Source organism: Alloprevotella sp., from assembly GCF_057240785.1.
In genome coordinates, this window is record NZ_DBHHRH010000032.1 from 14,215 (window position 1) to 40,242 (window position 26,028).

Consider the following 26,028-nt stretch of genomic DNA (forward strand, 5'->3'; position numbering starts at 1 on the left):
GACTGCGTATGAGAAAAAAGAAAGCAGTGCCACCAACAATAGGATGGACACTGCTGATACCTCGAAAGGCAAGCGGAATGACACAGCTACTCCGCAAGACACTGCTTCTGCCGACAAAGTTACGGAAAGCTCTGAAGAGTGGCAAGAGCAGGAGGAAAAGTTTTCTCCTACTCCATCAGGCAATACAAGAAGCGAAGAAGACGAGCATGAACAGTTCGCTTTGACAAGAAGAGACGAGGCAGTATCTCTGGTTAATAAAATGGAGGATGATGCAGAAATAGCTCCAGAAATAGAATTGACTATCTCGAATTGGGATACCTTATTTGGGGAAGAAGGCATTGTAAAGACTCCGCTAGGAGAAGTAAAGATGGGAGAAAACCAGTTTGCGAAGCTTATGCGTCAGGGCCGAGAAAGTAAACTTGGTATGATTAAGCCTACACTCGAAAATCCAGATGTGATTATCGAAGCATCAAGTGAAGCTAAAGAAGGTAGTATTACAGAGCGTGGTTCTTCTTACATCTTTGTGAAAGCATTTAGGAAATCAGATGGTTTACGCTATTATTATTTTACTTCTGTAACGGTAAGTAAAGAAGGAAAAGAAGTTGTTGTTTCAAGTCAAGAAAAGAGCCGTAACAGATTGCTACGACTCTTAACTGATGAAGAAATAATTTGGCGCACTCCGAAAGATGCAACTACCTCTTCAGCAGAGAGGCAAGGTTTGGACTATGTGCAGCCATTAGATGCCGAGACTGCGACAAAGGGCTCGGGATTAACTCCTCAAAGAATCTCTTCTGCCGACAAAGTTACGGAAAGCTCTGAAGAGTGGCAAGAGCAGGAGGAAAAGTTTTCTCCTACTCCATCAGGCAATATAGGAAGCGAAGAAGAAACCTATACGCTAAGCTCCGAAACCTCCGAGAATGGAGAAAGTTTCTATCAGAATAATGATGGTAATATCGATTTAGCGGATATTCCTGATGAAGTATTTGATAAAATAGGTAAGCCTAAAGCCCCCTTCCGTCTTACACCGTCCATGTTAAAGCATGTATTTGACAGGCATGGGAAAGAAATGGGCTTACATCATGCAGATGATGCAATAGATTTCGTGCTTGATGTTATGGATAATTTCGACCATGTACGTCAAGGCGACAAAGGAGCGATAATTTTCTCTATTGAAAATGGCAGAAGTCGTACTGGAAGACGTGCGGTGACCGTATTGTTAGACTCACAAAGAGGAGAATACTATGGCATCAAAACTTCTGGATACGAAAGAATAGAGGGACTCCATAAACGACCATTGCTATGGGAGAAGGGCGCGAAAGAAACTTCTGCTACAGGTGTTGCTCCTGCAAATGTTACCACCAATGAAGCCCTACAAGGCAACGAGCCTACTGGCAGCGCATCAAACCATGGCAATGATCCTATGGGCAAAGTTACGGAAAGCTCTGAAGAGTGGCAAGGAAAGGAGGATAAATTTACGCCTGCTCCTATCGAAGATGGGGAGGACTATGTGAACTATGCTGCTCGCGTAGCTGCTGTGAAAGCTCAACATGATGCTATCAAAGCTGCTGAAAATGCCACAGATACAAATCCTACTGAAGGGCAGAAGAAAGCAGGAAATTACAAGAAAGGGCATGTACAGATTGGGGCTTTCGACATTTCTGTTGAGCAGCCCAAAGGCAGTGTGCGCAGAGGTAAGGATGCTGACGGCAAGGAGTGGGAAAGCAAAATGAACAACACTTACGGATACTTCCGCGGTACAGAGGGTGTAGACGGTGACCATATAGACGTTTTCCTTTCCAATGACATTGACGGTTGGAATGGACGTAAGGTCTTTGTAGTGGATCAATACAATCCTGATGGTACGTTTGACGAGCATAAGGTGATGTTAGGCTTCAATGATGCCGATGACGCCAAGAGTAACTATCTTGCTAACTACGAAAAAGGTTGGGAGAATGGACGCAGAATAGAAGTGTCTACTACAGACCTTGAAGATTTCGAGAAGTGGATTTCCAGCAGCCATCGTAAGACAAAGCCGTTTGCGGAATATAAGGGTGTGAAGATTGATAATGTGCAAAGCCCTTCTGAGAAGTATCAGCCTATAATACAAGCAACATTTAATAAGGTAAAACGCGAGCAAGGCATTATAGAGCCTATTGCTGAGAAGAAGAGGAAGCCTTTTACTGTGTTCGACATTACAATAAAAGACCCTCGCCGTCCGATGTTCGGAGGCGTCTACTATGACGGAGGGATGGCTGTTGCTACGAATGGGGTCGTTATGTTTGCGCATAAAGAGGCTTATGATGAAGCAAAAGAGGGTAAAATTATTACCAGTAAAGGTGATGTCATTGAGGGGAAATTCCCAGACTGGAGAGGTGCTATCCCTAAAGAAACTATTCCTACAGGTTTACAGACTGAGCCGCTTCTGGAGTTTGTCAATGGTGCGCTGGCAAGAATGAAAGCAGAAAAGGCAAAAAAGTATGAAGTGGACGGAGCTTTGGCTTACATTAAATTCCAGGATGGCAACGTTGTCTGCTGTCAATTAGTAGACCTGCAAAAGATGCTGCGTGCGGCAAAGAGCGTTGGTGCTGATGACTTGAGATTCGGGACTGATAAGGAATTTCTTGTTGCAGAAAGTTCTGCTGGAAAAGCAATTGTGATTATCCAAGGTGAAGAAAAGGCTCGTTATAATGCTGGTTACAATAACTTTGCTTACGAAGCTCCTACGGTGAAAGGTGAGGAGGAGGTTTCCGATGGAGCACTGGATAATCCTTATCCATCAGAACAAGAAGTGGAGCAAGAAGCTAAGGATGATAATACGGGTAATGTCGTTTTGAAACAATTCAGTAATGTTCTTCTTTCGGCAGATACTGAATCTCAACGCTTGGCTACTGATGCGGCATTGGAAGGTTTGAAGCGTGCGGGTGTACCTGTTGAAGTGGTTTCGGATGAGCAGGCAGCAGTGATGCTTGGAGAACAAAAAGGGGTGGAATTGAGTGCGAAACAAAAAAGAGCACTTGAGACCGCCTCCCCTGCTATGCAGGATCATCATACTGTCGTCTCAAGTGCTGATGGCACAAAGGTATTAAAAGGTTTGGATAATGCCATTGAGGAATACGAAAAATTAAAAGGTAATAAGCCAAATACTTTGATTGGTGACATTGCTAAAGTTTTGGGAGCAACAAGACATGGTAGCAACAGTGAGTATGCTTCTTTTGAAACAAAGAATGGGAAACTGGTTACCATCCGCTTGGCTAATCACAATGCTAAGGTTTCTACGTTTGATAATAATGGAGAGAGCGAAGGTCTTAGTATCGTTATTACTCCAAAAGAGAATGCTAAATTAACTAATGATGGCGAAGCTCACATAACAGAATTCTACTATAATGCTGTTAAACTTCGTCGTGCTGAAGGAAAACCATTGGTTGAGATTCTGAAGAGCATCAAGCAGGCATTGTACAGCGGAGAATATAAGGATACTACAGGGCTTGCTGAGGTGCAGGAGGTGAATGTGCCTCGTGCGGAGCTTCACATGGTGTACCATGGTAGTGGTGCTGACTTTGACGCGTTCGACCATTCTCATATGGGAGAGGGTGAAGGTCAGCAAGCGTACGGCTGGGGAACGTATGTGACCGAGGTTGAAGGCATAGGGGAACAGTATGCTGAAGCTAATCATGGAAATCTTGACTTCGATGAGGAGGCTTTTTATGATGAAGCAAATGAATATATAGAGGAGGTCTTCGGTAGTCGTGATGGGTTGGATTATGCGTATAACGATGGTGGCTTTGAAATATTCAATGTTAATAGAAACCCTGAAACTCTTAATTATTTCTTAGATTATTTCAAAGAGCATCCTAATGAATTCGATAGTTGGGAAGATCCTAATGAGATAGACGTGAGTACCCTTGACGAAAAAGGGATAGAAGAGTTAGGACGGGCTTTGGAACGATCTATGGATGATGTTGTCCAAGAGGATGTCCAAGCTTTATTTGAAAAGTATATGACTGTGCCTGCTCGTCATCTCTACTCTGTTGAAATTCCTGACGACACAGGAAGCAACTATCTGGACTATACGAAAAATTATGCAGATAATAGAAGCGGTATAAACACAGACCATTTTATTGATGCGCTGTATGATGAGATTCTTTCAACAGATGATGATCATCTCTATGACAGTAAGCAAGCTAAGAAGGAGCTTAGAAAAGAACTTTCCGAATTAGATTTTAGTTTTGGAAAAGACATCTATGGTGATATATCCTCTTATCTGGGCAGTGATAAAAAGGCCAGCGAATTCTTACACAGGCAAGGTGTTGTTGGCATCTCCTACCCTGCTCAATATAGAAGTGGCGGTCGCGAAGACGATGCTCGGAATTATGTTATCTTTGACGAGGAAGACCTGAAGATAACGGATCATGTGCAATTCATGAAGACGCCATCTGGTACGCTGTATGGTTGGACTGTTGGCGGTAAGATTTATCTTACCAAGGATGGTTTGAACCCTAACACGCCTATCCATGAGTACACTCACCTATGGGCGCGGGCCATGAAGGAGCGCAATAAAGAGGGGTGGCAGAGTGTGAAAGAATTGCTCCGCGATACCCCTGTGTGGGATGAGGTGTTGAAAGACAAGAACTATCAGGATATTCTTGATGATGAAGATGCTATAGCCAGCGAGGCGTTGAGCCGCATCAGCGGAAAGAAAAACGCTGGGAAGATGGAAGCCGAAGCACGGAAGATGATAGACGAAGCTAAGGACTATGTGGACAAGGCAAAGGCTATCTCATTGCTCGAGCGTATGAAGAGTGCGTTGAAGAAGTTCTGGAACTGGGTCGGAAAGGATTTGTTCGGCATCAAGAAGTTTAGCTCTGTGGATGAAATTACGGACAGAGTTCTGTATGACTTGACGAATGGAACTGACTTGAAAGGTGCCGCATCAGAGAAGGTAGAAAAGCAGCAAGTATCTACTGGTTCTGAAGAAGAGCGTGCAATCATTGAGCACGCCAAGGAGAGCGGCACTTACATGAAAGCTCCGAACGGTGAGCCTACGAGACTGACGGAGAAGCAGTGGGCACAAGTGCGCACCAAAGCTTTCAAGAGTTGGTTTGGTGATTGGGAAAAGGCTGCGCGGATTGAGAAGCTGCGTAAGAGTGAGCCTGTGGTTATTACAGGGGAAGAATACAAAGGAAAGTATGAATTGAACCGAGATAGTGCCAAGGCGTGGATAAAGGATAACCTACGGGGTGAGTATACCATTGCCGACACAGGGGAAAAAATCGCTATTGGAAGAAAGGGCATCAATAAAGTTACCTCTCATAGTATGGGAAACGAAACCCATCTGAAGAGCCTCATTGCTGTCCCGAAAATGTTGGAACAGTCCGTTTTTATTACGGAGGAAAAGGCTGATAAACTCAATGCTCAATATCCGACATATCGCTATTACGTTGTTGGTTTGAATATTGCTGGCGTAGACTATACGGCAAAGTTGACCATTGGGGTTGATGAGAATGGTAATAAATATTATGACCACGCCTTGACTGAGATAGAAAAAGGCAAACTGCTTGACCAAATTAATGGACAAGCAGTTGATAATGGTTTTATGTCAACGGGGGCAGAGCCTAATCCGTCTGTTACCGATAGCAAAGATACGAAGTTAGTTTCCATTCTGCAAACCAACAGTTCAAAATTCGTTGATGAGAACGGTGAGCCTATGGTGTTCTATCACAACACTAACAATAATTTTAGTGTTTTCGATTCGAAAAGGAATGGGACACATACTGATGCAGGTTGGCTTGGTGACGGTTTTTATTTCTATGGTGATGAAAATGAGGGTTCCGGTTACGGTAATATTAAAATGGGCGTATTCTTAAATGTCCGTGACCCGTATTATGCTACGAGTAAAGAGAACAATCAACTTGCAGAAGCTAATTCCCGAGACATGTCTGTTGACTTCAGAGAGAACTTAGAGGAAGAGGGCTATGATGGTGTTTTCTACAATGGTGACCTTAGACAAGAAGCCGTCGTATTTGAACCTAATCAAATCAAGAGTGCTACGGATAACAATGGTGAGTTTTCTCAAGAATCTGATGATATACGTTATCGAGAAAGTAAGGGCAGCAGCGAGAGGACGCTTGTTGGTATTCACAATATAAGCGCAGATAAACTTTCTAAGGCTATCAAGCAAGGCGGTTTGGCAAATCCGAGCGTTGCGGTTATAGACATAAGTAAGCAGCAACATACGGGGTATGGCGAGATTTCGCTGATTATGCCTTCTGATAAAATCAATAAGCGAACGGGAAAGAATGCAGGAACGTTTGAGGGTGATGCGTGGACACCGATGTATCCTTCTGTTGAACGACAGATGAGCAGAGAAGGTAGTCTGGTAATGGAACATGACATTAAGGCTCTTCCAAATGAGATGCAACTCGGTGTACGCAATGCATTAAGGAATTGGTTAGACAATCGCGTTGATACAAAATTGTCATACCTTTATTTATTCCAGCAAGGGAAAGCACCCGATTTTGAAACAATTAAGCCAAAGTATAATAAAGAAGTCCATAGAGCTTTTGGTGACATAATGCATGAGGTTACTAATGTATATGACTTGTCCAAAAACGATATTGAGAAATTAGTTGATCTATATGTAAAAACGGAACTTAATGGCGACTTCGATGAGTTTAATCAATCATATGAAAGAAATATAGCCAAGCATAAAGAAATTCTCTCTAATAAAAAGCCAGGGTCTCTCCGTTATGAAAAAGCATTAATCTATTTAAGAGATGCTGAAAAGTATGGTCGCCCTATTGATGTCTTACAAAGATTTGTCGATGAAGTGTGGAGAGATAAAAATACACAAGGGAGAGTAAGCATAGAAAAGACCTTTGATGCTGCAAATAAAAAGATAAAAGAAGATGGTTTAGAACACGACTACAAAAAATGGACAGATGGCTTGAACGAACGCTATCAGACGAAAGAGGTAATCTTTGATGGTTTTACTCCTTCAGGGATGCGCAGGTATGTTCCTAACACTTTGGAGAATGTATCTAAGCTGATGAAGAAGCAGGGTCGCAACGCCTCTAATGGCATTGGGTCTTCTTTTTCAAATTTCGCTGCAAGTGTGATGAAGGCTAACACAAGCCTTGATAGTATCAGAAAAAAGAAAGGCAAGCTTACAAACGACCATCAAGAACTTGACGATTTTGAAGAGAAGTGGCAGGATGTCTATGTTGACCTCTCAAGGAAGTTGCAGCCCGATGCTAATGCATATGATGATTATGGCTTCGCACGCTTGCAAGAAGCTGCTTCTAAAGCCGACCCTCAAGCTTACCTACAGAAGGAGTATGGCGTGACTTTATCTGACGAGGATACACAGCGTCTCAAAGATATGGTTAAGGCAATCAAGGAAGAGCGTCCTTCAATGTATTTTGAGACAAAGTTTGAGCGTCCAGTTACGTTTGATGAGTTTGCCGCGGCAGTAGTGCCTCACAACACTGATGCTGAAATTAAGCAGCAGTTGCGGGATGCAGGTTTGAAAGTCGTTGAATATGAGGCAGGCAACGAAGAATCCCGCGCCAAAGCTGTGGAGGAAGCGAGTAAATCTGATGATATTCGATTCCGCCAAGAAGAAAGAGCTGCGCGAGAATTGGCAGAGGTGAATGAGCGGTTCAATGAGGAGTTGCAAAAGCAGATTGATGGCACTTTGCCAGCAGGGCATGTCTATCAGTTAGGGATGCCTGGGGAGATATTGCTTGCCGCAGGTTTCCCCACTATGCCGATTGAATTAAGCGCGACGAGACTTTCTGAAAAATCAAGGCAAGCGAATCATATCTTTAAGCTTTCGGAAGTAAAAGACCTTGTCAAAGAAATAAATAACCCCATTGCGATTTTCCGATACGGCAATAATGCTAAGAATGTTATTGTAGGTATTGAACACAATGGGAAACAATTCCTTGTAGGTGTACATTTCAATCAGTCGCATAGAGGAATGGAAATATCAGATGTTCGAGGTATATTCCCTAAAGATAACGCAGAATGGTTGAATTGGATTTCACAAGGTAAGGCTGATTATCTAAACAAAGAAAAAATCCAAACCTTAATAGACCAACAGCGAATCAATCTCGCTGAGGTGGACTATCTTGATTTGGACTCTGCTGCAAATATACTGAAAGATTTTCAGAACCCCACAATAGATGAGAAGAATCATTCTGCACTCAGTGAGAATGCTTTGTCATCAGAACCCTCTCATGATAGAGAGGCTATGCGTAATGAAGCTGTTCAGTTGTCTGACAAGCTGCACACTCCTATCAAGATTGTGGAGGATGTGAAAGATATTACACATTCGAATGCTGAGGTGGAGAGACGCAAACGCAACTCAAAGGGCTGGTATGATGTGAGGACTGGTGAGGTTGTGGTTGTTCTGCCTAACAATCGTGATGTGGAGGATGTGGCTGCAACGGTGATGCACGAGACTGTGGCACACAAGGGACTTCGCGAACTTGTGGGCGAGGAACATTATGATGAGTTCCTTGATGAGGTTTACGAGCATCTGCGTGGTGATTTGAAGCAGGGCATTGATGCAGAAGCGGGTCGTGCGTTTGTAGATGATAGCACCAAGAATGGAGAGCGTGCGAAGAGCTACGAGCAGCACCGCAGAACTGCTGTTGATGAGTTGTTCGGAGACATGGCAGAGAAACCATTTGAGGAGTTCAGCGAGGGCGAGCGCACGTTGTGGCAGAAACTCAAGGAGGTTGTTCGTAAGCTATTGGATAAGTTCTTGGAATCTTTGAAGCTGCCGAAGTGGTTTGAGCTTGGCGATAATGAGTTGCGCTATATGTTGTGGCGTAGCAAGGAGCGTTTGGAGCATGGCAAGGAGCACCCGATAGACCTTGCACGCGACATGGTGATGCGTGAGGAGTTGGGCTTGAGTGATGCAGCACGGATGCGTATGGGCGATACTCCCGACACTTTCAAGGCGCGCCAGAGACGAGCTGTAGAAGAGAAAGGAGTTGTTATGCCTGGGCTTAATAGTGCGGAAGTGAAAGTGGTGGATGTGCCGAGACATTCGTTTACAGGAACGGGCAAAGACGCTTTGCGCAGTGCTGAAAGGTGGGCAAAGGACAATATCACTGGTATGCATACTGCTACCAATAGTGATGGTATTGAATTCGACTATAACATCAGTGGTAAATCCATAGAAAAGTATGTATCGGCCTCTTCGATTGCCAAGAGTGAGAACTTAGGAGTACATCTTTCCGTGCTTAAGACGTTGCCTAATGTCATTGCCAATAGTATTGAGGTAGAAGAGCATGCAGACTATGCCAAGGACAAGTCGAGCAAACGAAGTGTCGAGAACGAAGTTAATGCGCAGTCATTGATGCATCGTTTCTATGGTGCTGTAAATATTGATGGTAAACTCTATCGTGTGAAGACCACAATTAGAGAATATGCAGATACGAACAGAAACGCAAATGCGCACAACTATGAGCTTACAAAAATTGAACTGCTTGATGCGCCTTCCGTTGGTGGTATTGAAACCAGCAACCGACCTGTGGCAATGACATCAAACAGTTCTATCTCTGTTGCAAAGCTACTGAAAGATGTTGAGAAATCCTACGATAGTGGTAAAAAAGTTCTTGATGAGAGCCGAAAGGCAGACGAAAATCCTATTCTCTACCGCGACGGAGGAGAGACGGAGGATATTTGGAAGGACAAGAGTATGGGGCTATATGAGCGCACTACTGCTGCTGCTATGCGCCTTGCCGATAAGCACCAAGAGAATAAGACACTTCGCAATGATGCTATGCGCGCTATCGGCAACAACCTTGCAGATTTGCGCAAGGCAATGAGCCTGCAGCGTAAGTTTGATATGGCAACAGTGAAACGTGTTTCAGACCTTGCACGTGTGTTGATGAATAATGGATACATAGGCGATATGACGCAACAGGAAGTGAAGAGTTTACTTGCTGCTGTGCGGAATAGTGTGGGCCATAATGACATCGACAGAGATGTGCAGAAGGTGATGGAAATCATGGTGAAGAACCAGTTGAGGAGAGCCGAAAAAGCATTGGGCGCACTGGAAGCGATTAAAGGCAGCAAGGTGAATGCGAAGGGTGTTAAGGTGCAGGGTAAGCTTGATGCCGCAGGTGCTCAACTCATGGAGGTGTTTAAGAATATTATAGAGCCTATTGTGAATAATCATACTTTGATGTAGGCAGATAAAGAAAAAGGACTTGCTTATCTCTCCTCAGCGTCACATCAGGTTCAGCAGGAAATAGACAAACAAGTCCTCATCTCTGCTGCAAATATACTGAAAGATTTTGAGAAGCCCAGAATAGATAGAAAGAATCATCTACACTGAATAGTGAGAATATTGGTGTACATATTGCAGTTCTCACTAAGTTACTAGACGTTATTGATAGTAGTATAGAAGTAGAGGAACATTCCGACTATAAGAAAGTTAATGGGAAACGTAATTCAGACAATGGTATTGGTGATGGAAATATGCTTGTACATCGCATGTATGGTGCTGTAGAGATTGAAGGCATGACATACACAGAGTAAAGGAAATGTTCATGTATGATTATAGAGTTACAGAAATAGAGCTAATCATAAGTGGCTCTCCAACGAGCAATGCACTGAATAGCTCTATTAAAAGAGTTGATTACTCAACTCTTCCTGTTGCAAAACTACTTGAAAATGTTGAGAACTCCTATTTTATAGATTCATTTATTGATTATTTAGTTTTTTCATAAACATAAAATATGGACAAGCTCCTGTTGAACAAGTGCCTATCCATATTTACTTAATTATAAAATGTACTCGTTTATTCCTCTACGGCAGCTTGAGCTGCAGCGAGACGTGCAATAGGCACGCGGAATGGAGAACAGCTCACATAGTTAAGACCAACCTTGTGACAGAACTTAACTGAACTTGGTTCACCTCCATGCTCGCCGCAAATACCACATTTTAGTTCGGGACGAACTGAGCGCCCCTTTTCTACAGCCATGTTAATAAGCTGACCTACACCCTTTTGGTCGAGAACTTGGAATGGATCAACTTTCAAGATCTTCTTATCCAAGTAGACCGGCAAGAAACTTGCGATATCATCACGGCTATAACCGAAGGTCATCTGCGTCAAATCATTTGTTCCGAATGAGAAGTATTCTGCATGCGTAGCGATTTTATCAGCTGTAAGAGCTGCACGAGGAATCTCAATCATTGTGCCAACCTTGAACTTGATTTCGAGGCCTTGTTCTGCAAAAACCTTTGCAGCCTCTGCACGAATCACGCGTTCTTGATTTTCAAACTCATGAACATTACCAACTAAAGGTACCATGATTTCGGGATGAGGATCAAGTCCTTCTTTTTTCAGTTCACAAGCAGCCATGAGAATAGCACGTGTTTGCATTGCGGTGATCTCGGGGAAAGTATTACCCAAACGGCAACCACGATGTCCCAACATTGGGTTATGCTCAGAGAGACTTTCAACGCGCTGCTTGATAGTCTCTACACTAACGCCCATTTCCTCTGCCATCGTCTGTTGGCCGAGAGTATCATGAGGAACAAACTCATGGAGTGGTGGATCAAGCAAGCGTACATTTACGGGATATCCGTTCATAGCTCTGAATAAGCCTTTGAAGTCTTCCTTCTGATAAGGTAATAACTTTGCCAAAGCACGTTCGCGCCCTTCTGCATCTTCTGCTAGAATCATTTCGCGCATAGCGATAATCTTCTCATTATCGAAGAACATATGCTCTGTACGACAGAGGCCGATACCTACAGCTCCGAAACGGCTTGCAACTTCAGCATCATGTGGAGTATCAGCATTGGTACGTACCTGAAGATGTGTGTATTTGCTGCACAAATCCATCAGAGCTGCAAAATCATCGCTGAGTTCTGCTGCCTGCGTAGGAATTTCACCTTTGTAAACATGGCCGTTTGTACCATTCAGAGAGATATAGTCACCTTCTTTCAAAATCTGGCCATCAATTTCAATGATACGTTTTTTATAGTCAACATTTACAGCACCTGCACCGCTAACGCAACATTTACCCATACCTCGAGCAACCACTGCTGCGTGGCTCGTCATACCTCCACGAGCTGTCAAGATACCTTCCGCCTCGGCCATACCTGCAAGATCTTCAGGACTAGTTTCAAGACGAACGAGAATGACTTTATGTCCATCATGATGCCACTTTTCTGCATCATCAGCAAAGAATACGATCTGACCACAAGCTGCACCAGGACTTGCTGGGAGACCACGTGTAAGCTCTTTTGCTTGACTCAGTGCTTCCCTATTGAATACAGGGTGTAAAAGTTCGTCTAGTTTCAACGGCTCGCAACGCTTAATGGCTGTTTTCTCATCAATCTTACCTTCACGAAGCAGATCCATTGCAATCTTAACCATTGCAGCTCCTGTACGTTTTCCATTACGTGTCTGAAGGAACCAAAGTTTGCCTTCCTGCACTGTAAACTCCATGTCCTGCATATCGCGGTAGTGATCTTCCAACTTAGTTTGCAGGGCATCTAATTCGTTGAACATCTCGGGCATAGCCTCCTCCATAGAAGGATATTTTGCAGCACGCTCTTCCTCAGAAATACCTTGTAATTCAGCCCAATGGCGGCTTCCTGCCAAAGTGATTTGCTGTGGAGTACGAATACCTGCAACTACGTCTTCGCCTTGTGCGTTTACCAACCATTCACCATTGAAGACATTTTCACCAGTTGCTGCATTTCGGCTAAAGCAAACACCTGTAGCACTAGTCTCGCCCATATTCCCAAAGACCATAGCCATTACGGTTACAGCTGTACCCCACTCTTGTGGAATTCCTTCCATCTTACGATAGAGGATAGCACGTTCGTTCATCCAACTATCGAATACAGCGCAGATAGCTCCCCATAACTGTTCCATAGGGTCATCGGGAAACTGTTTTCCTGTACGTTCCAAGATGGCATCCTTAAAGAGTTTCACCAAATTCTTCAGGTCTTCAGTGTCAAGTTCATTATCGGTCTTAACACCTTTTTGTTCCTTTACCTTCTCGATAATCTCCTCAAAAGGATCTATCTCTTCTTTTGAAGCTGGTTTCAGCTCCATCACTACATCGCCATACATTTGAACAAAGCGGCGATAAGCATCATAAGCAAAACGAGGATTTCCTGTTTTTTTTGCCAAGCCTTCAACAACAGTGTCGTTAAGGCCAAGGTTTAGAATAGTATCCATCATGCCAGGCATTGACGCGCGAGCACCTGAACGAACACTCAGCAAGAGAGGATTTTCCGCATCTCCAAACTTTTGGTTTGTCAAGTTTTCAATATGCGCCAAAGAACGTTCCACTTCATCTTTGATAAGTGCTACGACCTTGTCATGCCCAATCTCGTAGTATTCGTTGCAGACATCTGTTGTTATGGTGAACCCAGGAGGAACAGGGACTCCAATAAGGTTCATTTCTGCGAGGTTGGCACCTTTGCCACCTAATTCGTTACGCATATCGGCGCGACCTTCTGCTTGGCCGTTACCAAATGTGTAAACTCTCTTTCCGCCCTTCATAGCCATTTTGAAGTTTTTTAAATTTATAATTTGAGAATAATAGGCAAAATTATATTTTTCTGCTCACTCAACAAAGCGTTTTACTAGTTTTATATATTCTTCTATTAACATTTGAGAGGAATTAAATGTCATTATATGTACTTTCTTTCAACTTTTCTTAATTTATAACTTGGAAAAATGATTATTTCAGAAGACTGAGATATAATCATCTTAGAATATCTAGAAAGTTTATCCTCGTTTACAAGAAATAAGCAAGAGAAATGCCGCCTCTAAATATAGCTTCTATTATAAAAAATCAATGAAAATTGATATGTCTCTCAAAAAACATCGTCCGACATAATTACAAAGATGTACCTTCGCCATTCCGTCAAAAAGCGACTATAAAACTTATATAAGATTATCAAGAAGATCCTTATTGCGTAAAAAAATGCAATAAGAATGTCAGTTGATAGCATAAGGCTATCAGCTGACTTCTTTATTGTATATTTTGCAAAATATAAGAGTTTCGAGTAAAGGAGAGTACTTATAGTGGGAAGCTTTCAGCCTTTAGTATATCCAGAAGTTTCTGGCGATGATCGCCTTGAATAATAATATCTCCATTTTTAACACTCCCTCCTACTCCACATTTCTGCTTCAAAAGTTTACAAAGTTTTTTCATGTCAGCGTCAGTACCAACGAAACCTTTTACGATTGTAACCGTCTTACCAGCACGACCTGATCGTTCCATACTCAAATGAAGTTTTTGCTGGTGGTTCAAAAGCTTTTTAGGTTCATCCTCTTCACATTCTGAATAATCATAGTCTGGATTTGTAGAAAAAACAACTCCTCTACGCTTTTTTCGAATAACGTATGATTTATTCTTAGCTTCTTCACCTTCACATCTCTCACCAAGAGCAGCTAAGGCACTTTTCCAATCTGTTCCGGTCATATCAACAACCACTGCCGTCAAGATTACAGACAGCTCCTATAGATTCTACATCAGATCTTAACCCCACATCTTCAGGTCTAAAAGTTATAGCACCATCTTCAAGCAAAAAACAGGGTATTCCTACTGCTCCTTGCTTTTTCACTTTGTCAAAGGCAGGATGCGAATCACGCAATTTTAGGAATTGTTTTAGATTGCGAATGTGTTTACTAATATCTATCAATTCAAAACGAGAATCATTTTTAATTTGCCCTTCGATATCTTCACAATCAGGGCAGGTATTCATAACAAAAACTTTTATCATGTCAGGATTATTCTTTGATATAGAAACAAGTATAAAACGAAAATAAGAAGAATTACGAGAGGAGCATTTACTAGTCAAAAAAAAATTCCAAATCCACAAAACACAAATAGCACCTAATACGCAGAAAACGAAATTGCTTAAAACTCCTTTATCAAAAAGTTCTATATTCAACACACAACTAATAAAAGAACCAGCGTAACTGCCTATTATTCCTATAAATAGGTTCTAACAGCACCCCTTTCCTTTACCGCTCATAATACGATTAGCAACACATAACCAATAACAATCCCTGCCAAGATGGAGCACGCTGTGAATTCTTCAATATGTTCAAGCATTTCTTCGTTTTACAGTTTTACAGTATCTGTCATTACTAAGAAACATACATCAAGCGTTCCTTTCTTAAATATTATTTTTTGCAAATGTAGTAAAAAAGGAAGGATAAGAATAATTCTAAAATACTAAATATATGCTCGATTCTTAGCTGCCGCTAAGAGTCGGACATATTCTTCCTTTATTTTTGTACATGATGAGTACAAAAGTTGCCCAACAAAAATCTCATCTTATAGCAAATGTTTTGTTGGGCAACTAAAAAATTAGTATTTATCGCTATTTCTTCTTTGCAAAACTATCTTTCAAGCCAACAGTACGGTTGAAAATAAGGTGCTCTGGCGTTGAGTCGTCATCGAAAGTAAAATAACCAATACGTTGGAACTGCAAGTAACGAGTAAGTCCTGGATGTGCCGCATAGGACTCAACATAGCCATTTACGACTCTCTTTGAATCAGGGTTTAACAACTCACGGAAATCACGCTCGTCAGCAGCAGGGTTCTCAATACTGAAAAGTTTATCATAAATACGAACCTCCGCAGGTAAACAATGTTTGGCACTAAGCCAATGTAAAGTACCCTTCACTTTACGATCAGCTCCGGGCATACCACTTTTACTCTCAGGATCATATTCACAATAAATTTCCTCTATATTACCTGCTTCATCTTTCTTGCATCCTGTACATTTTACAATATATGCATTCTTCAAACGAACTTCTTTACCAGGAACCATTCGGAAAAACTTCTTCGGGGCATCTTCCATGAAATCATTGCGTTCAATCCAAAGTTCACGACTAAATGTTATTGAATGAGTTCCTTCTGCTTCATTCTCTGGATTATTTACTGCAAGCATTTCCTCTGAAAGTCCTTCTGGATAATTCGTTACAATGAGTTTCACTGGATCGAGGACAGCACTAAGACGCAAGGCTCGATTATTTAAATCTTCTCTTGCTGCAGCTTCCAACATAGAATAATCATTAAGCGCATCATATTTCGTATAACCAATCATATTGATGAACTTGCGGATTGATTCAGGAGAATAACCACGGCGACGTAAACCACAAACTGTCGGCATACGAGGGTCATCCCAACCATCTACAAGATGTTCCTGAACAAGAGCAAGAAGTTTTCTCTTTGACATAACAGTATATGTCAAATTAAGACGATTGAATTCAAACTGACGTGGACGATTATCTTCTAGGTCTTTTTGTTCCTTCAGTTCATCGATAAAAAAGTCATAGAGAGGACGATGAGGAACGAACTCCAATGTACAAATAGAATGTGTCACCCCCTCAAAGAAGTCGCTTTGACCATGAGCAAAATCGTACATAGGATAAGCTTTCCACGTGTCACCTGTGCGATGATGATGATGTTTTATAATTCGATAAATCACTGGATCGCGAAAGTGCATATTGGGGTTGGCCATATCAATTTTTGCGCGTAGTACCATCTTACCTTCCTCAACCTCTCCCGTATTCATCTTTGAAAAGAGTTCCAAATTTTCCTCAATGGGGCGATCCCGATAAGGACTTGGAGTGCCAGGTTCAGTTGGAGTTCCTTTCTGAGCAGCTATTTCCTCGCTAGATTGCTCATCTACGTAGGCTTTGCCCTCTTTTATTAAACGAACGGCAAAATCCCATAATTGTTGGAAATAGTCAGAAGCATAATAAATATTCTCCCACTTGAAGCCCAACCATTCTATGTCACGCAAAATTGCGTCAACATATTCGGTATCTTCCTTTTGAGGATTAGTATCATCAAAACGCAAATTACATACTCCACCAAATTTTTCAGCTACGCCAAAATCCATACATATAGCCTTTGCATGACCTATATGAATATATCCATTGGGTTCAGGTGGAAAGCGTGTTTGCAGACGCCCCCCGTTCTTCCCTGCAGCCAAATCATCCTTTACAATCTGCTCAATAAAGTTCAGATTTTCTTTCATTGGTTCTTCTATTGATGTAGTCATATCTTTTTACTCGTTCGTTTTTTAATTAGCCATCTCTGACATAAATTTGATTCGTACTAATCGTATTTCGTCTTCTTCATATTCGGAGAGTTCTTCAAGGGCGACATCTATATCGTCTGTATCTGACTCTCGAAAATACTCATAAATTGCATCTACAACATCTGGATCCATAACGTCTTCTATGAAATAATCTATATTTATTTTATTTCCACTATAATAAACAATAGATTCTATTTCATCTAAAAGTTCCTCGAATTCAATACCATTTGCAGTAGCAATATCATCCAATGCAACTTTTCTATCTATTGCTTGAATGATTGCTATCTTTAGTTTTGAATTTTTAGCAACGGTACGAATACGAATGTCCTCTGGGCGGTCAATATCATTATCTACGCAGTACTTACGGATCAAATCACAGAAAGCTTGTCCATAACGCTTAGCCTTTCCTTCACCAACACCAGGAATATTCTTTAATTCCTCCAATGTCTGTGGAAAGACCGTTGCCATAGCTTCTAATGAAGGATCCTGGAAGATCACATAAGGAGGAACTTGCAGTTCTTTAGACATCTTCTTTCGCAAACCTAAAAGCATGTCATACAATTCTGGAGCAACTGCGCAATCAGCTCCACTCTGCACAGGTTCGGTAGTAGAGGTTTCACTATAGTCCTGGTCTTCAATGATTTGGAAAGATACAGGTTCTTTCATAAACCGACGTCCTTTATCCGTAATCTTTAAAACACCATAATTTTCTATTTCTTTATTGAGATAACCAGTTAGTAGTGCTTGACGGATTACTGCATTCCAAAGATGTTCATCTTTATCCTCTCCGCATCCAAAATCATCTAATTCATAGTGTTTATAATCCCGGACACTCTCCGTTTTATGTCCCATAAGAATATCCTTAATATGTTCCGCTCTGAAGACTTCCTTCGTTGCAAGAACCACATTAAGAACTTTCTCCAATTCTTCTTTAGCTTCCACTTTCTTTTTTGGATTTAAACAATTGTCGCAATTTCCACAATTATCTTTAGGGTATTCCTCTCCGAAGTAATGTAAAAGCAATTTACGACGACAGATAGAACTCTCTGCATAAGCTGCTGTCTCTGCCAAAAGTAAATAGCCTATTTCTCGCTCTTGCTCTCCTTTCTTTTCCATAAATTTCTCCAATTTCTTCAAATCATCAGGAGAATAGAATGTAATGCATTTTCCTTCACCATCATCACGTCCAGCTCTACCGGTTTCTTGATAATAGCCTTCAAGACTTTTAGGAATATCATAATGAATAACAAAACGAACATCCGGTTTGTCTATACCCATACCAAAGGCAATTGTAGCAACAATCACGTCAATGTCTTGCATAAGAAATAGATCTTGAGTCTGCGAACGTTCATCAGGCTCTAAACCTGCATGATATGGCTTTGCCTTTATCTCGTTAGCCTGCAATACTTTTGCCAGTTCATCAACGGTCTTGCGACTTAAACAATAAATAATACCACTTTTACCTGCATTCTGACGAATGAAAGTAACAATTTCTTTGTTAATCTCTTTAGTCTTAGGCCTAACTTCGTAATATAGATTGGCCCTATTAAAAGAACTCTTAAATTCATCCGCATCTTGAATGCCAAGACTCTTCTTGATATCAAGTCGAACCTTGTCAGTCGCAGTTGCGGTTAAAGCTATAATAGGAGCACGGCCAATTTCATCTACAACCAATCGAATATTTCTGTATTCTGGACGAAAGTCATGTCCCCATTCAGATATACAATGAGCTTCATCTACAGCATAGAAGCTAATCTTTATGGTTTTCAAAAACTCCACATACTCGCGTTTTGCCAAAGATTCAGGAGCGACATAGAGAAGTTTTGTTTTACCTGAAAGTATATCTGATTTTACTTGGTCAATATCGCTTTTATTAAGTGAGGAGTTTATAAAATGAGCGACACCATCTTCTTCACAGGTATGACGAATTGCATCCACTTGATTCTTCATCAATGCTATTAGCGGGGATATTACAATTGCCGTTCCTTGCATCAACAAAGAAGGCAACTGATAACACATACTCTTTCCTCCACCTGTAGGCATCAGAACAAAGACATCCTTACCACTAAGCAAGGATAGAATAATGTCTTCTTGGTTCTTCTTGAAACAATCAAAACCAAAATACTTCTTTAGTGCTCTATGTATTTCAGACCTTTCTATCATACCATTATATGTCCTCATGATATATACATATTACTATGTTTCGGCAGAACAAAGATAAAACAAAGTTTTAGAAATGTCTATACAAAAACTAATGAAATCGGCTATATTTTTAACAAAGCTCCCCTATATCTAATCTATAACACAAGAAAAATCCAGCCAATCTCACTTTGTTAGGCAAAGATGGAATTAGCTGGATTATAAAATTGGTGTATTGTTAAATAAAATAGAGATTAAGCAAGTTTACCTCTTTCTTTCTCAAACTCCTGTTCTGCGTATTCGCGTGTAATGACCAATTTCTTCTTTCGTGTAGAAGGGGTCTCATACATGACATTCATCATAATACTCTCCATTATCGAGCGCAATCCACGTGCACCAAGTTTATATTCAAGTGCTTTATTTACGACATAATCCAACGCTTCATCTTCAAACTCAAGAGTAACACCATCTAAGCGAAAAAGCTCAATATATTGCTTCACCAAACTATTTTTGGGTTCAGATAGGATACGCCGCAACGCTTCTTTATCTAAGGGATTAAGATATGTCAAAACAGGTAGACGCCCAATGATTTCTGGGATAAGTCCAAAACTCTTCAGATCCATGGGCTCTATATACTGCATTAAATTCTTTGGATCTATTTTTTTTATATTGCCCACGGAATTATAGCCAACAGTATGAGTGTTGAGGCGCTGAGCTATTTTCTTCTCTATTCCATCGAACGCTCCACCACAAATAAAGAGAATATTTCGTGTATCAATATGGATATAATCTTGATCTGGATGTTTCCGCCCTCCTTTGGGAGGAACATTTACCACAGATCCTTCAAGCAATTTTAACAAACCTTGCTGAACGCCTTCTCCACTCACATCGCGAGTGATACTGGGATTATCTGCTTTACGAGCAATTTTATCTATTTCGTCAATAAAAACTATACCTCGCTCAGCGCGTTCTTTGTCATAGTCAGCTTCCTGTAAAAGACGGCTCAAGATACTCTCCACATCCTCTCCAACATATCCAGCTTCTGTAAAAACAGTAGCATCCACAATAGTAAAAGGAACATCCAAAAGATTTGCTATAGTACGCGCCAGTAAGGTTTTTCCCGTACCAGTAGTTCCCACCATAATGATGTTGGATTTATCAATACTCACATCATCTTTCTTCGCGGTATCTTCTAACTTGATTAACCTTTTATAATGGTTATAAACAGAGACACTAAGATAGCGTTTTGCATCGTCTTGACCTATTACATACTGATCAAGGTATTCCTTAATTTCCTTAGGTTTTGGGATATCTCGTAGGTTGATAGGCTGATTACTTTTCTTATTGCGATCAGACGAAGAATTAGAATAGAGTCCTGCGTCTTTAAGTACTAGCGATGCTCTTTCAATGCAATCATTACAAATACATCCTTCTGGGCCAGAAAGCAATAAATCTACTTCATCCTCATTTCTTCCACAAAAGGAACAATGCTTTTTATTAGACATTCTTATTATTTTTTCGTAAAAATCTGATCTATCATACCGTATGCCTTTGCCTCTTCACTTGTCATCCAATAGTCACGATCACTATCAGCCCAGACTTTACCAAATGATTGATGACTATGATCTGCTATAATAGTGTAAAGTTCTTTTTTCAACTTCTGAATTTCACGAGCAGTAATCTCAATATCACTTGCTTGTCCTTGTGCTCCCCCCATTGGTTGATGAATCATCACACGACTATGCGGTAACGCCCAACGCTTTCCTTCTTTACCAGCTACAAGTAAGACTGCAGCCATACTCGCTGCCATACCAGTACATATCGTGGAAACCTCAGAACCAATGAACTGCATAGTGTCATAAATGCCCAGACCCGCATAAACACTACCACCTGGACTATTGATATAGATAGAAATATCTTTCCCTGGATCAGCAGAATCTAAATAGAGTAATTGTGCTTGAAGTGTATTAGCAGTATAGTCATCAATTTGAGTCCCCAAAAAGATTATTCTATCCATCATAAGACGACTAAATACATCCATCTGTGTCACGTTCAATTGTCGTTCCTCAAGGATGTAGGGATTCAAGTACTGAGCTTGTGCCTTCACAGCTGAATCTATTGTCATGCTGCTAATGCCCTTTGATAGAGCAAATTTCTCAAAATCTGATTTTATCATATAAATTGATGTCTATTCCTTTATTATAATGCTTTATAGAACACTACAAAGCTTATGCCAAAAGCTAAGTTTATTTTTATTAGAGATTCTTATCTCTTAGCAAATAGGGGTCAACCTTATTGGCCGCCCCTACTCTAATAGTCATAATCTTACAATAAAAATTTAGTCTTTCTTTTCTTCAAAAAGCTTACCGAAGTCTTCTTGAGAAATAGCTATACGGTTCAGTTTTACTACTTTTTTAAGAACATCTGTTAACTTTTTATCAATAGCACGTTCTACTAGACCATTTACTTGATTTTGATCTTTGAGCATCTGTTGTGCATATTGCTCTAGATATTCATCAGGAATATTTGCCATACCGTACTGAGCAAACTGGAATCGAGCAGCCTCAAGTGCTGTTGCTTTAATATCTTTATCTTCAACTTTCACCTTGTTCGCTTCAGCCAATTGCTCTTTAATGAGATGCCACTTCAATTCCCTAATGCTGTTTTCAAAATTCTCCTCAACAAAGCTTGCATCTTTGTCTTTATTATTAGCAATCATTATACGCTTCAGCATCTCATTGGGGAATTCCAGTTCACCCACCTTCTTTTCTGCATAGGCACGAAGATCGAGCAAGAACTTATAGTCACTATCTGCCTCAAACTGCTTAGCCAGTTGTTCTTTCACCTTTCCGCGGAATTCTTCTTCACTCTTCACGGTATCCTTGCCAAACATACGATCAAAGAATTCTTGATTGAGCTCTGCTGGAACATAGCGACTGATTTCATCAACCTGGAAGCTAAAGTTGCCTTTATGTTTTTCTGCCTCCTCTTTTGTTATATGAAGAAGAGAGGCCAACTCCGTATTACCATAAGCTTCAGCAGGATTGAACGTCAGAACATCATTCTTCTTTGCACCGTCAAAGATTTTCTTTTGGTCATCAGACTGCATGTATTGAGGCATAAGACTGCCCTTTTCTACTTGTACACCACCTTCGAGAGGCTGACCATCTTCGCCAAGTTCTGCAAGCAAACCGCGAAGTATATCACCTTCTTTATATTCCTCTACTTCCTCAGGGTGACCGGCTTGCTGTGTCAAAGCCTTTACTTGCTGGTCAATTTGTTCCTCACTTACCTCGATCTCATAATAGTCGATAGTATCTTTGTCTGTAAGTTCTATTTTGAACTCAGGCGTAAGAGCCACATCAAAACTAAACTCAAACTCATCTTGATTTTCGATATCTTGAGTTTGCTGTTGCTCATTAGGCAATGGTTCGCCGAGGATATTCAGCTTCTCTTCACGAATATACGAGAAGAGCTTATCAGAAAGAAGCTTATTGATAGTTTCCATCTTAGCCTGGGCACCATATATTTTCTTAGCCATGCCAAAAGGAATTTTACCAGGACGAAAACCTGGCATCTGCGCCTTCTGACAGAAGTTTTTAATTGCTTTTGTTACGTCAGCCTCATAGTCAGTTTTCTCCATCTTCAAAGTGATGACAGCAGTGACGGGCGTGTTCTTTTCTAATGAGATATTCATATTATATAATTATATTTGTATTCGCTTTGAGAATTCGGCTTGCAAAAATAACACATTCTTCTTAGAGCATCAAATTATTATATGTCTTTTTTGCTCAAACCTATCATTCCCTCACACAGCAGCAAACATCATTAATAAGTTTATAACTTAACCTCCTATAAATATCTTAGACACCCCAATTCGGGATAAGCAGTACTTCTTTTTCCTCAAAAAAAGTTTCAATAAAAGCCTAAAAAGAGGATTGTTTTTTGTATATTTACTGTTGATAATCAATCATATAACAAAATAACAATCCTCATGAAACTTGTCAGCAAAGTTACGGAAATCTATTGTATTGCAGATGATTTCTGCAAAGAATATCATTTAGAATTGAACAAAACCTCTCTTTCGCTCTCTAATCCTTCTGCCAATAGTCCAAAACATCGCAAGAGAAGAGGGCGAATGAGCGATGCTGAAATGATTACAATTCTCATAACCCCAATTCGGTTTATTAGGCAGATCTCGTTCGCTAGTTTTTCTGAATATTTACAGATATATCAGTATTTGTAAATATTTTTCGCTTTTTTAGAGCCGTGAGAATGGCGTAAAAAATAAAATTATTGTCTGCGAGTGGAAATAACTCAAAATAAAAGCACCTCCTCAAAAGGAGAATTTTTATTTTCTATACTACAAATTTTATTTTCTATACTACAAATTTTATTTTCTCCTTGAGAAATTAAAAATACAATAAGGAAATCAGCTGACATTCTTATTGTATTTTCTAACAGAATAAGCAGAAAAAAGCTATTTCCTTGCCTTTCTGTCATAGATTTTATAGAAAATCTCAAGATTTACCTTTCTTTTCCACAAAGAAGAGGGGGAGAAATTGGTAGCTAGTTCAGTATTTTCTTTTCAACGAGCATTTTCTGTCTCTAAAAACGAACACAGTTTTGTCAAATAAAGCGCACAAATATCATTAGGGTAGAATAATTTATTCTCTTGTTTATTCTGCTTCACCCTACCCATGTACAGCTGAAAAAGTAACAGCAAAACATCAAGATTTGACTTACAGATATAGGTATGCTACCGAAACTAACAGCTTCAAATAATGTGTTACTTTTATTAGGGTAGTAAAAAAGTAGAAAACCCTCTATCAATATGGAGGTTGAGAGGGAGGGGAAAGCAGAAGTGAAGCAGCTCACACTTTTCTAAACCTACCTGCGTGAAACAATGAATCTTCGGCCTACAACAAGGTCGAAAGAATCATTGTGGACTATAAGCCGAGTAAAAAAAAGAGGTAACCTTAAACCGAATTGGGGTTTATAAAAAAGAAACATTTCACTTCATGTGAATTTTGCTTTAAACGCCACCAACTAATTCTGTTTCAGACCATGCAAAGAGAGTTACTTTGCCCTCTCGTGGAAAAAGTGTAACTTTGCACTCGTAAAAAAACAATACTCAAAGAATGATTACAGTTACAAACCTGGCCATCCAGTTTGGCAAACGCGTCTTATATAAAGATGTGAATATGAAGTTCACTAATGGCAACATTTATGGTATTATTGGTGCCAACGGAGCCGGAAAGTCTACGCTGCTAAAAGCTATCAGTGGTGAATTAGAGCCCACGAAAGGTAGTATTGAATTAGGACCAGGTGAACGCTTGAGTGTCCTTTCTCAAGACCACTTTAAGTTTGACGAGCATAGCGTTTTAGAAACAGTACTTATGGGCCACACAACGATGTGGAGCGTTATGAAAGAACGCGAATCTCTTTATTCAAAAGAAGATTTTAGCGATGAAGATGGTATCCGAGTAGCAGAATTAGAAGATAAATTTGCGGAGATGGGTGGCTATACGGCAGAGAATGATGCAGCAGCCCTGCTTGAAGGACTTGGCATAAAGGTTGAACTTCACAATAAGTTGGTTGGTGAACTCTCTGGTAAAGAAAAGGTTCGCGTCATGCTAGCACAAGCACTATTCGGAGAGCCTGACAATCTTTTATTGGATGAGCCAACCAATGACTTGGACCTTGAAACTGTAGAGTGGCTAGAAGACTATTTAGGCAATTTTGAACACACTGTTCTCGTCGTTAGTCACGACCGCCATTTCCTTGATCAAGTCTGCACACACACAGTTGATATCGATTTTGGCAAAGTAACCCTCTACGCTGGTAACTACTCCTTCTGGTATGAATCATCTCAGCTTGCACTACGACAAGCTCAGAATCAGAAACAAAAGTCGGAGGAGAAGAAAAAAGAGTTAGAAGAATTCATTCGCCGCTTTTCTGCTAATGCAGCTAAGAGCCGTCAAACAACTAGTCGTAAGAAGATGTTGGAAAAACTTAATGTCGAAGAAATTAAACCTTCTACGCGTAAATATCCAGGTATTATATTTCAAATGGAACGTGAACCAGGTAATCAAATCCTTGAAGTTAACGATCTAAAAGCCACGACTGAAGACGGAGAGATTCTATTTAGCAATGTCACTTTCAACGTAGAACAAGGAGAAAAGGTTGTATTTATCGGCCATGACCCACGTGCTATGACAGCCCTTTTTGAAATTATCAATGGCAATACTAAACCTATACAAGGAAGCTATAAATGGGGCGTCACCATTACAACAGCATATCTCCCCTTGGATAATACGAAATTCTTCAATACGGATTTAAACATGCTCGATTGGCTGAGCCAATTTGGTGTAGGAAACGAAGTGTTCTTCAAAGCCTACCTAGGACGAATGCTCTTCAAGGATGAAGACATTCAGAAGAAAGTCAGTGTACTTAGCGGTGGTGAAAAAATGCGTTGTATGATAGCACGTATGCAACTCAACAATGCAAACTGTTTAATATTGGATACTCCAACAAATCACTTGGATATGGAAAGTATTCAGGCATTCAATAACAACTTGAAACTCTTTAAAGGCAATATCCTCTTTGCCAGTCACGACCATGAGTTTATCAATACTATTGCAAATCGCATCATAGAACTTACTCCCAATGGGTGCATTGACAAACTGATGAATTATGAAGATTACATCCATGATGAACATATCAAGGAATTAAGAGATAAGATGTATGCAAAATAAAACAGCCAGCTCTTCTGAGCTAAAA

At 40.5% G+C, this 26,028-nt stretch carries 11 protein-coding genes and 2 pseudogenes; 3 read left to right on the forward strand and 10 right to left on the reverse strand.

Translation table 11 applies throughout. The features are described 5' to 3' along the window. The first annotated feature begins 43 nt into the window (after window positions 1–43). Window positions 44–10,204, forward strand: coding sequence for an LPD3 domain-containing protein (locus ACO4R2_RS07230; protein ID WP_484769728.1), 10,161 nt, complete (start codon window positions 44–46; stop codon window positions 10,202–10,204). A 612-nt stretch (window positions 10,205–10,816) separates the two neighbouring features. Here ACO4R2_RS07230 and ppdK read toward each other — a convergent pair. The 9 genes and pseudogenes from ppdK to tig form a co-directional block, all read right to left on the reverse strand. Further along, window positions 10,817–13,540 (reverse strand): pyruvate, phosphate dikinase, encoded by a 2,724-nt coding sequence (gene ppdK / locus ACO4R2_RS07235; protein WP_484769729.1) that lies wholly within the window; start codon window positions 13,538–13,540, stop codon window positions 10,817–10,819. A 523-nt stretch (window positions 13,541–14,063) separates the two neighbouring features. Next, window positions 14,064–14,468, reverse strand: a complete 405-nt coding sequence (locus tag ACO4R2_RS07240) for a translation initiation factor (protein ID WP_484769730.1) — start codon at window positions 14,466–14,468, stop codon at window positions 14,064–14,066. A gap of 1 nt (window position 14,469) precedes the next feature. After that, a complete protein-coding gene (locus tag ACO4R2_RS07245; RefSeq protein ID WP_311490402.1) occupies window positions 14,470–14,769 on the reverse strand; it encodes a glutaredoxin-related protein in 300 nt (99 codons plus the stop codon). A gap of 87 nt (window positions 14,770–14,856) precedes the next feature. Then, window positions 14,857–15,104: pseudogene (locus ACO4R2_RS07250) on the reverse strand (GlsB/YeaQ/YmgE family stress response membrane protein); the annotation flags it as partial. A gap of 271 nt (window positions 15,105–15,375) precedes the next feature. Further along, window positions 15,376–17,067: a glutamine--tRNA ligase/YqeY domain fusion protein gene (locus tag ACO4R2_RS07255; RefSeq protein ID WP_484769731.1), complete on the reverse strand. Its 1,692-nt coding sequence runs from the start codon at window positions 17,065–17,067 to the stop codon at window positions 15,376–15,378. A 21-nt stretch (window positions 17,068–17,088) separates the two neighbouring features. Then, entirely contained in the window at window positions 17,089–19,269 is a 2,181-nt protein-coding gene (gene recQ, locus ACO4R2_RS07260; protein ID WP_347719605.1) for a DNA helicase RecQ, read from the reverse strand. Between the two features lie 230 nt (window positions 19,270–19,499). Next, window positions 19,500–20,750 carry an ATP-dependent Clp protease ATP-binding subunit ClpX gene (gene clpX / locus ACO4R2_RS07265; RefSeq protein WP_484769732.1) on the reverse strand — a complete coding sequence of 417 codons (1,251 nt, stop codon included), beginning with the start codon at window positions 20,748–20,750 and terminating at the stop codon, window positions 19,500–19,502. A 5-nt stretch (window positions 20,751–20,755) separates the two neighbouring features. Then, complete coding sequence (clpP, locus tag ACO4R2_RS07270) at window positions 20,756–21,421, reverse strand: ATP-dependent Clp endopeptidase proteolytic subunit ClpP (protein ID WP_484769733.1); 666 nt, start codon at window positions 21,419–21,421, stop codon at window positions 20,756–20,758. A gap of 162 nt (window positions 21,422–21,583) precedes the next feature. Then, window positions 21,584–22,942, reverse strand: a complete 1,359-nt coding sequence (gene tig, locus ACO4R2_RS07275; protein ID WP_484769734.1) for a trigger factor — start codon at window positions 22,940–22,942, stop codon at window positions 21,584–21,586. A 297-nt stretch (window positions 22,943–23,239) separates the two neighbouring features. On the opposite strand from tig, the pseudogene ACO4R2_RS07280 reads away from it, so the two are divergent. Further along, window positions 23,240–23,479, forward strand: a pseudogene (locus tag ACO4R2_RS07280) (IS982 family transposase); the annotation flags it as partial. 83 nt (window positions 23,480–23,562) lie between these two features. Here ACO4R2_RS07280 and ACO4R2_RS07285 read toward each other — a convergent pair. Beyond that, a complete protein-coding gene (locus ACO4R2_RS07285) occupies window positions 23,563–23,748 on the reverse strand; it encodes a hypothetical protein (RefSeq protein ID WP_484769735.1) in 186 nt (61 codons plus the stop codon). Between the two features lie 638 nt (window positions 23,749–24,386). On the opposite strand from ACO4R2_RS07285, the gene ACO4R2_RS07290 reads away from it, so the two are divergent. Then, the gene (locus ACO4R2_RS07290; RefSeq protein WP_347719603.1) at window positions 24,387–26,003 is read left to right on the forward strand and encodes an ABC-F family ATP-binding cassette domain-containing protein; all 1,617 of its coding nucleotides are present in this window, start codon (window positions 24,387–24,389) and stop codon (window positions 26,001–26,003) included. The last annotated feature ends 25 nt before the right edge of the window (window positions 26,004–26,028 follow it).